The following is a 14339-nucleotide window of genomic DNA, read 5'->3' on the forward strand; positions in this document are numbered from 1 at the left end:
TTTGGTACAAAGACGGAGTGTGTGGAATGTTAAGACACTTGATCGCAATGGCCCTAGGCGTGGCGTTTACACTGCCGGTTGCTGCAACAGCGCAGACGCAGACAACCAGCACAACAAAAGCCACGTTGGTGGACTATACATCGACGATGCTGCCACCTGCGACATATCGCGGGCAATGGTGGACATCGTCCGATAACTGTCAGTATTCACGCGCGGGTCGCCCCGGCGAGACGGTTTGGTATCTGATTGTGAATACGGCACACGAAGGCTGCGCATTGCGCCTGATCCAACGTGCCTATTCCGACTATCAGTAACTGTCCGTTGCCGTTAGATCAGGCGTGATATAAATCAACGTCGGTCCATCAGCCGCAAATGCTTCTGTGACGGCGTTCCGAAGAGCATCCAAGCTTTTGGGAGCCGCCGCACGGGCGCCAAATGCTTCTGCCAACTTACAAAAATCAGGGTTCCGCGCGATCACCGCATTGGGTGCAATCTGTGCGCGCACCATGCTGTCTTCGATTTCTTTGAGCTTGCCATTGTCCCATAGGATAATCGGCAACGACAGGCCCAGTTCGACCGCGACGCCAAGTTCCTGCATCGTATAGTGAAACCCATAATCCCCGATGATCGCCATCGTCGGCGCCCCGCGCCGTGCCACGGCCCCGCCAATGGCCGCAGGTGTGGCATAGCCCAGCGTGCCAAACCCATAAGGATGGTGCCAATGGCCCGGTCGCGGCATGTCCCATGTCTCTTGGGCGACATAGGCAAATTGCGTCATGTCAGAATAAATCATCGTGTCGGCGGGCACCACGTCGCGCAGCGCGTCACAGATGGGCACGATGCCGGGTCGTTCTGCATCGACCTCGGCGCGCCAACGGTCGCGGTGGGTTGCGATAATGTCAGGGGTCCAGCCCGATGTGGCCGGGTTCACGATGCCCCCGTGTTTTTCCAGCGCCGCCCCAAGGTGCACCAGCGCCGTCACCGCATCATATTGCAACGTCACGTCTTTGGGGTGGGCGCGTGCGAGCACCTGCGGATCAATATTGATGTGAACGGCGCGGCCTCGCTGGTGGCCAGCCTCTGGGCGCCACAGATCGACCTCGGCCAGATCGGTGCCGACAAACACAACCAGATCCGCCGTGTCCAACAAAGCGGCGCTGTCCGGGCGCGCCAGACTTGCCCCCAACGACAGCGGCCAATCGGCGGGCACGACGCCGCGCCCCGCGTAGGTCGTGAACGTGGCTGCATTGGTTTGCCGCAACACGGTTGGGATGATATCGCGCTCGATACCATGCGCCGCGCTGCCGCCGCCGAAAACAAACATGGGACGTTCGGATTGCAGCAATCGCAACGCGACATCGTCGAGGGCATCTAACCCTGTGGGGGCCGTGGCCTTCGCACGCGCAGCTTGATGCGGTTCGAATTCAACGGGCGCTGTCGCTTGCAAGGCCGCAATCGGCACCTGAATATGTTTGGGGCGCTTCCGTTCTGTTTGAAATTCGACCAAGGCGCGGTCAATCAACGCAAACGCCGCCTGCGCTGTGCGCGCCTCATGTGACCAATCACAGACGGTTTCAGCCGCCGCGCGTTGGTCTTTCATCTGGTGCAATTGGCCCTGCGTGGCCGCCGTTTCATCCAGACAACTGGAGATCACCAGCATGGGCACCGAATCCGAATAGGCCTGCCCCATCGGCGTCATTATGTTGCACAGCCCCGGCCCGGTGATCACATAGGCCACCCCCGGTTTTCCCGTCGCGCGCGCATAGCCATCGGCCATGAACCCCGCACCCTGTTCGTGGCGCGCCAGCACATGGGTGATGCCTGCCTCTTCGATCCCGCGATAGAGTTCCTGATTGTGAACACCGGGAATGCCAAAGATCACATCTACCCCGCGATCTTTTAGCATATGTGAAATCTCGACACCCAACGCGCGTGGCATATTTTAGTCTCTCCAGAAATGAACGGTGAACATTGCGTAAACAGCCAGCAGCTCTAGCCGGCCCAACAACATGCCCCCCACTAGCAACCATTTTGCGGTGTCATTCAACCCGCCGAAATTACCCGCAGGCCCGATTTCAGGCCCCAACCCCGGGCCCACATTCGACAACGCCGTCGCAGCGCCCGACAGCGCGGTGATAAAATCAAGCCCCGTCAGGCTTAGTGCCACGGCCAACAGGCCCAAGGTCACCACGAAAAACATGAAAAACGAAATGACCGAGCTCAGCACATCGTCGTTCACAGGGCGGCGGTCATAGCGGACCACAAAGACACCATTGGGCGATCTGATCCGCCGAAGTTGCATTTTGATCGACGCGAACAGCAGTTGATAGCGGAATATTTTGATGGAACAGGCGGTAGAGCCCGCACAGCCGCCGATCAAACCGATAAAGAAAAACAGCGAAATCAAAAACGGGCCCCACATCATATAGTCGACCGATGCGTAGCCTGTCCCCGATATGATCGAGGCCACGTTAAACAGCGCCTCGCGCATGGATTTTTCCCAATGGTGCGGGAAGATCTGCGTCAATACGACGGTCATAACCCCCACCAAAATAGCGATAATCAACAAAAACACACGCACTTGGCTGTCGCGCCACAAGGGTTCTGCCTGCCCATTGATCAGCTGCACGTAGCGCACAAACGGCAGCGCCGCGAGGATCATGAAAACCGCCGCGGCATATTCCATAACGCCCGAAAACATCCCGAATGACGCATCATAGTTGGAAAATCCGCCGGTCGAAACCGTCGTCAACGCGTGCACCGTGGCGTCAAACGCATCCATCCCCAACACCAGATAGGTGAAGGCACACATCATCGTCAGGCCCAAATATATGCTGGAAATCTGGCTGGCGATTTGACCCGCGCGCGGCAAGATTTTACCCATGGTATCAAAGGCTTCGGATTTGAAGATCTGCATCCCGCCAACGCGAAGTTCCGGCAAAAACACCATCGCGACCACGATGATACCAATGCCCCCCAGCCATTGCAGAATACCGCGCCACAGCAGCAGCCCTTTGGGCAAATCTTGCAATCCGGAAAAGACCGTTGACCCGGTGGTGGTCAGGCCTGACATGGCCTCAAATACGGCATCAACGGCCCGTGCCTCGGTCGCGCCAAATATAAACGGCAGCGCCCCAAACAGCGGCAACGCAACCCAAACGCCTGTGGTTAACAAAAACGTCTGCTGGATGGTGAGGCCTTGTTTGACCCCATTGGCGCAGGCCAACGCGATCAGACCGCCCGTCAAAACCGTGATCAGAGAGGACTGCAAAAAGATAGGCCAATGGCCCCGCCCTTCCGCGACATCCACAAGCAGGGGCAGCAACATAGCAACCCCCAACACAGAGACCAAAAGGCCAATCACATATCCAACGGGGCGTAGATCCAACATGCGCGCAGGGTTGGCTGCGCGCTTGGCCGGTGTCAAGCGGATGCCGCGTCGGAACGTGGATCAGATGTAGAACAGATCATGAAAGACGTGCTGTACGATGTCTTCGCGTTTGATTTTCATCGCGGCCAGTTCTTCGTCTGTTTTGGCCTGTAGGGCTTCGACTTGGCGTACACGGCCTGTGTAGGCGCTGGATTGCACGAGGGCCGAACCAATTGCAGCAAAGAAACCACGGATCGAACCCAAGATGTTCAATGTAACGCGGCCAAAGCCACTGTCGAATTCTGTTGTATTATAAGCCATCGGAGATCCTTTAATCGTTATCAATCCCCTCCCACGCTTTTATATGTAAGGCATCCTGTCCTAAATGAGAATTGCAAATACTGCATGCCCGCTATGGGGTTAGTGGGCAGGCAAAAGGGGCGCAGCACACCGCCACGCCCCTTGGTCAGGGTGCTATGATGTGCCGGTCAACCGACGTGAAACAGCGTGCTGAACAGGCGTGGGTCCATGCTTTGCGCGGCAAAGGTATCGCCTTCGACCAAGACACTGACCGCGTCATGGCTGTGCAGGCTTTCTTGGTGGCTGGCGATAATTCTGAAATCACCGATTCGCACATCCGCCTGCAATTGCTCACAAAACAGCCGGGCCGCGTCTTCTACGAAAATCGGGTTGGCCGCGTTCAGTTCTGCAAAGGCCTGTTCGTCTTCGCGTTTGACCATCACCTGCGTTTCGGTGGGCACAGCCCGGCGGCACGCGTCGATCAAATCTTCGAACCACAGGCACTGGGCGTCATCGTCGAGCTCGACCGAAATGCGCGCAACAGAGCGCTGCGAATGCGGCGTGGCCAATTGCCCCCGCGTGGCGCGTGCGTGTTCAGACAGTTCCAGCGAACACGGGCAGGTCGATGAATAGACGTAATCCAGATGCATGATCTTTGTGCGCTGGCCGGCCTGATGCACCAGTTCCAGCGCAATATCGTAATATTGATACCCCGACAGGCCCGACCGCAAACTGTCCACTTTCATCGGAAAGCTGAACCGCATCTGAATGCGGGCGTCAAAGCTCTCTAGGTCGGTGATGTAGTCATCCAACGCGGCCTCAATCACGCCAAAACTAAACGTTTCCTCGGCGTGTTTGTAAAAAGAACGCATGATCCGGGACATGTTGATGCCCTTCTTATCCGCCTCTAGGCTCACCGACCCGGTCACCGATGTTTCCAGCGTCAGCGCGCCGCTGTCGCGGGTTTGAAACTGCAACGGCAGGCGAAAATTCGAAATCCCCACGTGCTGAATGTTTTGTTTGGCACCGCGGATCAGACTGGATGGCCCGTTTTGCAGGTCGGGCAGCGTGGCTTTATAGCCCGCGTCGGTGGCGAAATCCTGCGGATAGTCGCGCGAAAATGCAGGGTACGCGCCCCCGGCCCCCGGAATAAGCCGGGCCACCGATGGGTCCAGCTCTAGTATTTCGGTCGGCGTTGCGCCATTTGCCCAGTTGCGCAAAGTCGCGAGCGCGGTTTCGGCCTCGTCGCGGTTTGGTGTGGCATCAAGTACGGGTGTGTGGATGTTCATCGCTATGTCCCTCATGACGGTATCTGTCATTTATAGATAGAGCACTTGCGCGCTCCAACCAACGTTCATCACAGATACGTTAGACCGCCGTAAAGAGATCAATCTTTATCCAAAACACCTGACAAGGGGGAAAGAGCGCGCACGCAGGTCAAAAATGTTAGGCTTGCTCCAATGCGCCCATGATATCCGCGATCAGATCATCGACGTCTTCAAGGCCAATACTGATACGCACCAACCCGTCAGTGATGCCCAACGCGTCCTTTTGGTCTTGGGGAAGACGCTGGTGGGTGGTGGTCGCAGGATGGGTCAGGATGGTTTTGGCATCGCCCAAGTTGTTGGAAATCACCGCGATCTGGGCCGCATTCAGAAACTTGAACGCCGCGTCTTTTCCGCCCTTGAGGTCAATGGACAACACCGTGCCCCCCTGCCCCATCTGGCGTTTCACCACGGCAACCTGCGGGTGGGTTGCGTGCCCCGGATAGATCACCTGCGCCAAGGCGTCGTGGCCCTGTAGCGCTTCGGCAATAGCGGTGGCGCTGGCCGTTTGGGCCCGCACGCGCAGGTCCATGGTTTCCAGCCCCTTTAGCATGATCCACGCGGTGAACGGGCTCATGGAGCCGCCGGTGTGTTTCATGTAGGGTTCGACGGTTTTGCGAATGTAATCACGTGTGCCCATGATCACCCCACCCAACGCGCGCCCCTGCCCATCGATGTGTTTGGTGGCCGAATAGATCACCACATCGGCGCCCTGATCCAACGCTTTGGACCACACAGGTGTGGCAAACACGTTATCCACGACCACTTTGGCGCCTTTTGCATGGGCCAATGCGGCAACGCCTTCGATATCCACGACTTGCAGCGTCGGGTTAGAGATCGATTCGAAAAACACCGCTGCGGTGTCATCGCGAATAGCCGATTTCCATGCGCTCAGGTCGGCGCCATCAACGAATGTGACCTCAACGCCAAAGCGCGTTAGCACCTCTTCGAGCACATATAAACACGACCCAAACAGCGCCTTGGCCGATACCACGTGATCGCCCGTCTTCAACATCGACGTCAGCGCGCCAGATACGGCCGCCATCCCCGATGCGGTGGCAAATGCGTCTTCGGCCCCTTCGAGGGCTGCGATACGTTCTTCGAACATGGCCACCGTTGGGTTGCCATACCGCGCGTAGATGAACTCGTCCGGACCCGCCTCAATAAAGCGCGCCTCGGCGGCTTCGGCGGTGTCGTAGACAAACCCCTGCGTGAGGAAAATCGCCTCGGAGACCTCTCCGTATTGGCTGCGGCGGGTGCCGGTGTGAACGGCGGTGGTGCGTGGTTTCAGATCACGTGTCATTTTATACTATCTCCAACCCCTTCGGGCACAAAAAAACCCCAGACGCGGCCAACGCGACGGGGGTTCCTCATCGGTGACCTTTTAGCGGAATATTTTAAGTGGCCCGCAATCCGGTAACAAATCGCCACGAACAGTTCGTTAAAACACAGCGTGCTGCGCGTCAACACCGTCACGGTGGTGTAATACTAATTTCACCCGCCCCGCGTATGCGTATGGAATAGCTGACCCACAATATATTGTATAAGGGACGCGCCATGCCACGGCTCAGGATCAACGCAACAGACGACGGGCTACAGCAACACGGCAGTGCGGTACCTCTTGCAGCGATCCCCCAAGACATGATGGCGCAAGGGTCGGCGGCGGTCATTTTGGTGCATGGGTATAAATATGAACCCGGACACCCAAGCCATTGCCCACACCACAAAATCTTCAACGATGGGCCCGACGGCTGGCCAAACGGGGTGCAACGCGACGGCACGGGCAAGGACCGGTTGATTGTCGCATTTGGCTGGCCTGCGCGCGGTGCATTGGTACACACACATCGCCGCGCTGCCGCCTTGGGGCGCGCGCTGGCCATTCTGGTGCAAACGCTGCGCGAGGCGGCACCGCACCGCCCCGTTCATATCATGGCGCATTCCTTGGGCTCCGAAATCGCGCTGTCAGCACTGGCATACCTGCCCGCCTACGCGGTGCAACGGATGGTGTTGCTGACCGGCGCCAGTTTCACCACCCGCGCGCAGGATATGATCGCGACGGCGGCAGGGCGCACGACTGAGGTTTTCAACATCACAAGCCGCGAAAACGATCTGTTTGATCTGATGTTCGAGACACTTATCCCCGCCCCGCGCATACGCGACCGTGCCATCGGGCAAGGGCTGGTGGGGGCAAATGTTGTCAATCTGCAGCTCGACTGCCCCGCAACGCTGGATGCGTTAGCCCACCTTGATCTGCCCATTGCGCACTCCGCACGTCGTATTTGCCATTGGTCCAGCTATACGAGGCCCGGCGTTATGGCGCTGTATTCGCGGCTGTTGCACGGCCCGTCAGATCTGCGGTTGGGCAGGTTGACGGCCATGCTCCCACGCCATGCCCAACCTCGGTGGTCGCAGTTGCGCACGTTCTTACCAGACCTCCAAACCCGGCCTCCGATGGCGGCAAACTGGGCCACCGCCGCGCGCCATCTTTGCGCCAAAACCTATCGTTTGTGGGCGGCACAGCGGCCCGACACCCCCCAAGCCCCCACATTAACATGCTCGCACCCCAGTCGTCCTTGGACGGGCAAAACCACATCCCCCTCATAATATCTTTGCATAACGCCGCCGGTATCGCGCAGACTTTACCTATGCACATCGAGAATCGCGGCCCATGACGATAACCGACTACATATATTCACCCGGCATCTTGGTGTATCTGGCGGGCGCGTTTTATATCGCGGGGTTGATCACGATCAACCAGATCGTCCTGCGGGTGCTGCTGTTGTCGGGCACCGGGGTCTATACCCTTTACTACGCCACTGTCGCCGCGACCCCCCTGTGGGAGGCAATTTATGTCAGCGTTTTGATAGGCACCGCGAATGTCATCGGTCTGACCAGCCTGTTGGCGCGCAAATCACGGTGGGCTATCCCGCGCGCGCATGCTGATCTTTATGCAGATTTTCCGCCGTTGCCCCCCGGCGACTTTCGCGCCTTGATGAAACTCGCCCGGCGCTACACAGTAGAGGACGAATGCAAGGTCACCCAAGAAGGCGACCCAGGCACGCGCCTGTTTTTCGTGATCTCTGGGGCGACGCGGCTCCAAAAAGGCGATCATGAATTTATCATCCCGCCCAATTATTTTCTGGGCGAAGTCGCTTTTTTGATCGATCAACCCAGTTCGGCCACCACATGGTTGGCGCCCGGCGCCGAGGTATTGGAATGGCGGTTTGACGATCTGAAACACAAATGCACCCGCAGCACCCGGTTTAAACTGGCGTTGGAGGCGGCGATTTCCGTGGATCTGGCCAATAAAGTCGCCCGCGCCATTGGGCCCAACACCATCCCCGCACGGCGGCCCGAACCGGGGCAAAACCGCGCCCCTGCCTTGGTCAGCTAGGGTCTGTCTCGTCGTCGTCGGTGATCAAATATTGCTGTAGCGCCGTGATCTGCCACATCAGGAACGCCATCAAAGCCACCGGAAACCCGAAGGTTTCGATTTTGACCCAAGCGTCCGTCGACATGGTGCGCCAAATGATCTCGTTTGCGACGGCCAGCACTGCAAACACCACGCACAACCGGCGCGTCAGGATCATCCAGCCTTCGTCACGCATGGGCATCATTTCGTTCATGACATAAGCCAGATATGACTGCCCGCGCATCAGGCCAATGCCTAACAACACCGAAAACAGGCCGTAAACGATGCTGGTTTTCATCTTGAAAAACCGCTCGTCGTTGAACCATGCCGTCAGCCCACCGAAAAAGATGACCATAAAGGCCGTAAACACCTGCATCCGGCTGAGCTGTCCGGTGAGGCGCCACAAGAGGCCCATCGCCACCAGCAAGATCGGCACGAACACCAGCGCCGACACGATAAAGCCCGTGTATTCGGTGCCGCCAATCACATAGGTCTCTTCCTTGATCTTCAGGTAGATCAAGAAAAACAATACGGTAGGGCCCAGTTCGAGCACCTGTTTCAAAATCGGGTTGATCGGTTTTACGTCTGACATGTTCTCTTCCTAGCCACCCATCTCAACTATCACAGCCCCAAGCGCAATCAATGCCATAAGGGCAATCCGGCGCGGGCCAACCGTTTCTTTCAGAAACACCCACCCAATGATCGCGGCAAATACGGTGGATGTTTCCCGCAGTACCGCCGCCTCGCCGACCTTATCAAGGCGCGTGGCTAACATGACGGCGCCAAAACTAAACGGTGCAACGACCCCGCCCACCATGCCGCGCGCCATAAGCGGGCCCAACGTGGGGCGGTTCTCCATGCGCCGCCATTTGATGATGGCCACGATGGGCATAAACACCCCGTCGATCATGAAAAACCACGCCAAAAACGTAAACGGATTGGCCGTCGCGCGGATGCCATACGCGTCATAGGTGGTGTACAACGCCACAAACAGCCCCGTCAGCGCCGCCAACCCAAGGGCCGCGTGCAGTGTATCGCGTTCTGACACCAAAAACACCATATTATACAGTGCCAGCCCAAAGATCCCCGCCAGCAGCACCGCAATGCCGACCCACTGCGTGCCCGTAAACGTTTCGCCGAAAATCAGGTACGCCCCGATGACCGTAAACAGCGGTCCGGTGCCACGCACCACCGGGTAGACAACCGTATAGGCGCCCTTGGTGTAGGCCCAAGCCTGCAGCAGTTTGTAGCCCACATGGATGACCCAAACGACCGCGAAAATCGGCCACATATGCGGTTCGGGGGCGGGCACCACCAAGACGACAAACGGAATGGCCATGACAAAATAGCAAAAATCGATCGCCCCACGTGTGAGCCACGGGTCATGCCGCCCCTTTTGCAATGCGCCGAACACCGCGTGCAAAACCGCCGCCGTCAGCGCCAAAATCAGCGCCATGTGGTGGCCCGCGTCGGTGCCCTCGATAGAGATCAACCACTGGGTCATGGCGCGGCGGCGGGCGCCCCCTTAGGGCCGCATGCGGCGGGTGCGGTCATTCCCGTTCAAGACCCATCAAGGCATCCGCGAACTCTTCGGGGTCAAAGGCATCAAGGTCGTCGATCTGTTCACCGACCCCGATGGCATGGATCGGCAGGCCGAATTTATCCGCCAGAGCCACCAGCACGCCCCCCTTGGCGGTGCCGTCCAGTTTGGTCATCACAAGGCCCGACACATCCGAAATATCGCGGAACACTTTGACCTGGTTCAGCGCGTTTTGTCCGGTGGTCGCATCCAGCACCAACAGCGTATTGTGCGGTGCGCTGTCGTCTTTCTTGCGGATCACACGTACGATTTTGGCCAGCTCTTCCATCAGGTCGCTGCGGTTCTGCAAGCGCCCTGCGGTGTCGATCAACAACAGATCTGCGCCGTCGGCCTGCGCCTGCGACATAGCGTCATACGCAAGGCTGGCCGGGTCGGACCCTTCGGGGGCCGTCAACACGGGTACGCCCGCGCGGTCGCCCCAGACCTGCAATTGTTCGACCGCCGCCGCACGGAACGTATCGCCCGCCGCAATCACCACCTTTTTGCCAGCCGCCCGGAATTGGCTGGCCAATTTGCCGATGGTCGTGGTTTTGCCCGACCCATTGACCCCCACCACCAACACCACCTGCGGCGTGCGCGGATAAAGCGGCAGCGGTTTGGCCACCGGGTCCATGATACGTGCGATTTCCTTGGCCATCAGGGTTTTGATTTCCTGCACCGACAGTTTGCGCCCCATGTTACCTTCGGCCATGTTGGCGACCACACGCAGGGCCGTATCAACCCCCATATCGGCGGCGATCAATAGCTCTTCGAGCTGTTCGAGCATCGCGTCATCAAGAGTGCGGCGCACAACCGTTTGCCCGTCGGACCGCCCTAACAGACGCCCCAATATGCCCGATTTCTCAGGCGTAGCCTGCGATGCTGTTTCGGTTAGCGCTGCGGCAACAGGCGCAGGGTTGCGCGGCAAAACCGTGGGTTCGGGTTCGGGTTCGGGTTCGGGTTGAACAAATTCGGCAGCAGGCGCCGGATCAACCGGGGTGTCTGCGACATCCGCGTCGTCCGTATCAAGGGGAGTTTCAACACCAGTACTGGCATAGTCCGCCACCGGTGCGGGGTCGCCCTGCGGTGCGGTGACCTCTTCGGCTCCGCCCTCGTCAACAATCGCCTCAAGACCTTCGTCAATCTTTGACGACGAATTGAACAACCGGTTTTTAAGTTTCTTGAAAAACGCCATCGCCCTGCGCGCCCCCGTGATCTGTCACAGTCCCGTCTAAGGGCAATTGCCCCGAAGGGAAAGGGGCGCGCAGATTGTCAGATTTCATCCGCGAAATGCTTGATCACCAGACGGATGGGGTTGGGCGCGGCCTGCCCCAACCCGCAGATCGATGCATCGACCATGGCGGTGCTCAATTCCTCCAGTAGGTTTTGATCCCACGTGTCTTGCTGCATCAGCTTGACGGCCTTTTCACAGCCCACACGGCAGGGCGTGCATTGCCCACAGCTTTCGTCTTCGAAAAACCGCAGCATATTCAACGCGGCGGCCTTGGCCGAATCGTGTTCCGACAACACAACCACCGCCGCCGATCCGATGAACGACCCAAGCGGTTGCAACGTGTCGAAATCCAGCGGCACATCGTTGATCCGCGCAGGCAACAGCCCCGAAGACGGCCCGCCCGGTTGGTACGCCTTAAACACATGGCCCGCCGCCATGCCCCCCGCGGCCTCAATGATATCCACAATCGTCGAGCCCGCAGGCAGCGCATACACACCCGGCTGCGCCACCCGCCCCGACACCGAATAGCTGCGCACCCCAGTACGACCGTTCTTTTCGATGCCAGATTGCACCTGTGGCCCTTCGCGGCAAATGCGCGCCACCCAATGCAATGTTTCGACGTTATGCACCAACGTTGGACGGCCAAAAATACCCACCTGCGCCACAAAGGGCGGACGGTGACGGGGCATACCGCGCTTGCCCTCGATGCTTTCGATCATCGCGCTTTCTTCGCCGCAAATATAGGCGCCCGCACCGCGCCGCAGGTCAATATACCCCGGTGCCACAATGCCCGCGTCTTCGAGTGCGGTGATCTCGCGGCGCAAAATCTGCAAGACGGCGGGGTATTCGTCGCGCATGTATATATAGCAGGTCTCGGCCTCGACCGCCCAAGCGGCGATCAACATACCTTCGAAAAACAGATGCGGCGTGCGTTCAAGGTAATGGCGGTCCTTAAAGGTGCCAGGCTCGCCCTCGTCGCCATTCACCGCCAGATAACGCGGCCCCGGATTGGCCCGCACAAAACCCCATTTCTTGCCCGACGGAAACCCAGCCCCCCCAAGGCCCCGCAAACCAGACGCCAACACGGTGTCTTGCACGGCTTCCCAATCGCCATTGGCGCGCAGATCCTGCAACCGCGCATAGCCGCCGTCAGCCGTGTAATCTGCGTAGTTTTGATAGGCCGGGATATGCGCGTGGATCTCACCTGCGGCGATGGCCGCCTGCACCTTTTCGGGGGTGGCGTGGTCAATATGCGCGTGCCCCAGCTCCAACACCGGCGCGGTATCGCACCGCCCCATGCAAGGCGCACGCAACACGCGCACCTCTGTCGGGTCGAGCCCGTCTTGCAGCGCCGTTTTCAGCGCCTGCGCGCCCGCCAGTTCGCACGAGAGCGAATCGCACACCCTGATGGTCAGCGCGGGCGGCGGTGTGTCCTCCTCTTTGACCACATCAAAATGCGCATAAAACGTCGCAACCTCGTAGATCTCGGCCATCGACATGCGCACCTCTTCGGCCAGGGCCCGCAAATGGGCGGCTGACAAATGGCCGTACTGGTCCTGGATCTTGTGCAGATGTTCGATCAACAGATCCGCGCGGCGGGGGGCATCACCCAAAACCGCGCGCACCTCATCCCAAGCATCATCGTGCAATTGACGCCCCTTGGTGTGGTGGCGCCCCTTGCCTTTGCCCGATTTCCAGACGCCCTTGCGCGGGGCTTTATCGCCATTGTCCAATGCCATGAAGTCGTGTCTCCGTTCCCCGTTTGGTGCCGGGTGCTGATGTCTTGGCCGGAACATATCTGCCCGCACTTGCACAGGGTAGCGCCAAAACCGCGCCGGTATTCGACCAGAAACGACATTCTGTGTCTGATCAGAAACTTCTGCCGTGAACCGCCGCCCCCAAGACGCTTGGCGCCGGACCGGCGGCGCGGTACACATGGCGCTCATTATGAACACGCGCATGACCTCCATTTGCTTTGCTCTGGCGAGCCTCGGCCCCGCGACCTGCCTGCTGGTCGGTGCGTTGGTCGGCGGGGGGTGGGCCTATGTGGGGCTGTTCAGCATCACCCTAACGGTCGCGATCTTGGACATGACCCGGCTGGCGGGCAGCCCCAGCACCCGGCAGGATATTTGGTTGCCCGTGGCCATCAGCGCGCTGCATTTCGTACTTCTGGCGGCCTGCATTTGGGCGGTGTCTGGGGGCACAAACCTGTCCACGGCGCAAGCGCTGGCGCTGATGTTGGGGGTCGGTCTCTACGTCGGGCAGGTCAGCAACGCCTGCGCCCACGAGCTGATCCACCGCAGCAACCGCCCCCTGCGCAGGCTGGGCGCCGTTATCTATTGTTCCCTCCTCAACGGGCAACATGTGTCGGCGCATTTGTTGGTACATCACGTGCATGCAGGCACCGCGCGCGACCCCAATTCTGCCCCCTTAGGGCGCGGCTTTTGGCGGTTTTTTGTGCAGGTGTTTGTCGGTGAATTCACCGCAGGGTTGCGGGCCGAAAACCGGCGCAGTCGGGGTGCGATCTGGCGACACCCCTATGCCATTTACGGCCTGATCAATGTGTTAACGTGTCTTGCGGCCTACGGGTTAGGGGGCTGGGCAGGCATCGCCGTGGTCGTGGCCCTCGCGGCCCACGCACACCTGCAGCTAATGTTGTCAGACTACCTGCAACACTACGGATTGCGCCGCCGCACCGACGCGCAAGGCCGCACCGAACCCATGGGCTCGCACCACAGTTGGAACGCCCCGCCCAGCGTGTCATCCGCCCTGATGCTAAACGCGCCGTTGCACTCGGACCACCACCAGAACCCCGCGCGCACCTTTGCCAATCTGCGGTATGACGCCGCCACCATGCCCACCCTGCCCCGGTCGGTGCCGGTGATGGGCGCCATTGCGCTACTGCCGCCGCTGTGGCGGCGCATAATGGACCCGCGCGTGCAAGCGGTGCACGTCGCGCGGCCCCTCTATTCTGGCAAAACCGTGCCAAATCAGGCCGCCGCCACTGGCTCCCATCCGGCTGTTCTGTCAGAGTAACCTCATGATGACACAGCCACACCCTGCCTTGCGCGCCCTTGCTGCGCTTTGCCTCACCACCCTCACCGTCCTGCCCGCGTTGG

The 14339-nt window shown here is 59.3% G+C and carries 13 protein-coding genes and 1 riboswitch; of the genes, 4 read left to right on the forward strand and 9 right to left on the reverse strand.

Features of this window, described 5'->3' with window-relative positions; translation table 11 throughout:
* Positions 1-26: 26 nt before the first annotated feature.
* The gene (locus ABJH13_RS07785) at positions 27-314 is read left to right on the forward strand and encodes a hypothetical protein (RefSeq protein WP_348405654.1); all 288 of its coding nucleotides are present in this window, start codon (positions 27-29) and stop codon (positions 312-314) included.
* Here the strand turns inward: ABJH13_RS07785 and ABJH13_RS07790 are convergent.
* The 5 genes from ABJH13_RS07790 to metZ all read right to left on the reverse strand — a co-directional run bounded on the left by ABJH13_RS07790 (position 308) and on the right by metZ (position 6298).
* A complete protein-coding gene (locus ABJH13_RS07790; protein ID WP_348405655.1) occupies positions 308-1939 on the reverse strand; it encodes a thiamine pyrophosphate-binding protein in 1632 nt (543 codons plus the stop codon). The genes ABJH13_RS07785 and ABJH13_RS07790 overlap by 7 nt on opposite strands.
* Positions 1940-1942: 3 nt before the next feature.
* Positions 1943-3391 (reverse strand): TrkH family potassium uptake protein, encoded by a 1449-nt coding sequence (locus ABJH13_RS07795; protein WP_348405680.1) that lies wholly within the window; start codon positions 3389-3391, stop codon positions 1943-1945.
* 60 nt (positions 3392-3451) lie between these two features.
* On the reverse strand, positions 3452-3691 hold the full coding sequence (locus tag ABJH13_RS07800) for a hypothetical protein (RefSeq protein WP_348405656.1): 240 nt from the start codon (positions 3689-3691) through the stop codon (positions 3452-3454).
* A 167-nt stretch (positions 3692-3858) separates the two neighbouring features.
* Positions 3859-4959, reverse strand: a complete 1101-nt coding sequence (gene folE2 / locus ABJH13_RS07805; RefSeq protein ID WP_348405657.1) for a GTP cyclohydrolase FolE2 — start codon at positions 4957-4959, stop codon at positions 3859-3861.
* 157 nt (positions 4960-5116) lie between these two features.
* A complete protein-coding gene (metZ, locus tag ABJH13_RS07810; protein WP_348405658.1) occupies positions 5117-6298 on the reverse strand; it encodes an O-succinylhomoserine sulfhydrylase in 1182 nt (393 codons plus the stop codon).
* A 61-nt stretch (positions 6299-6359) separates the two neighbouring features.
* Positions 6360-6436: riboswitch (SAM riboswitch) on the reverse strand.
* Between the two features lie 116 nt (positions 6437-6552).
* On the opposite strand from metZ, the gene ABJH13_RS07815 reads away from it, so the two are divergent.
* The gene (locus tag ABJH13_RS07815; RefSeq protein WP_348405659.1) at positions 6553-7599 is read left to right on the forward strand and encodes an alpha/beta hydrolase; all 1047 of its coding nucleotides are present in this window, start codon (positions 6553-6555) and stop codon (positions 7597-7599) included.
* A 64-nt stretch (positions 7600-7663) separates the two neighbouring features.
* A complete protein-coding gene (locus tag ABJH13_RS07820) occupies positions 7664-8389 on the forward strand; it encodes a cyclic nucleotide-binding domain-containing protein (RefSeq protein ID WP_348405660.1) in 726 nt (241 codons plus the stop codon).
* On the opposite strand, the gene ABJH13_RS07825 is transcribed toward ABJH13_RS07820, so the two are convergent.
* The 4 genes from ABJH13_RS07825 to ABJH13_RS07840 form a co-directional block, all read right to left on the reverse strand.
* A complete protein-coding gene (locus ABJH13_RS07825; protein ID WP_348405661.1) occupies positions 8382-8999 on the reverse strand; it encodes an inner membrane-spanning protein YciB in 618 nt (205 codons plus the stop codon). The genes ABJH13_RS07820 and ABJH13_RS07825 overlap by 8 nt on opposite strands.
* A 9-nt stretch (positions 9000-9008) precedes the next feature.
* Positions 9009-9911, reverse strand: a complete 903-nt coding sequence (locus ABJH13_RS07830) for an EamA family transporter (RefSeq protein ID WP_348405662.1) — start codon at positions 9909-9911, stop codon at positions 9009-9011.
* Positions 9912-9957: 46 nt separating this feature from the next.
* Positions 9958-11181, reverse strand: a complete 1224-nt coding sequence (ftsY, locus tag ABJH13_RS07835) for a signal recognition particle-docking protein FtsY (RefSeq protein WP_348405663.1) — start codon at positions 11179-11181, stop codon at positions 9958-9960.
* Between the two features lie 77 nt (positions 11182-11258).
* Positions 11259-12959, reverse strand: a complete 1701-nt coding sequence (locus ABJH13_RS07840) for an NAD(P)H-dependent oxidoreductase subunit E (RefSeq protein ID WP_348405664.1) — start codon at positions 12957-12959, stop codon at positions 11259-11261.
* 208 nt (positions 12960-13167) lie between these two features.
* Here ABJH13_RS07840 and ABJH13_RS07845 point away from each other — a divergent pair, with 208 nt between their 5' ends.
* Positions 13168-14256, forward strand: coding sequence for an alkane 1-monooxygenase (locus ABJH13_RS07845; protein WP_348405665.1), 1089 nt, complete (start codon positions 13168-13170; stop codon positions 14254-14256).
* Positions 14257-14339: the final 83 nt, after the last annotated feature.

Origin of the sequence: Roseobacter sp. (assembly GCF_039970775.1) — a bacterium.
Classification (GTDB): Bacteria; Pseudomonadota; Alphaproteobacteria; order Rhodobacterales; family Rhodobacteraceae; genus Roseobacter.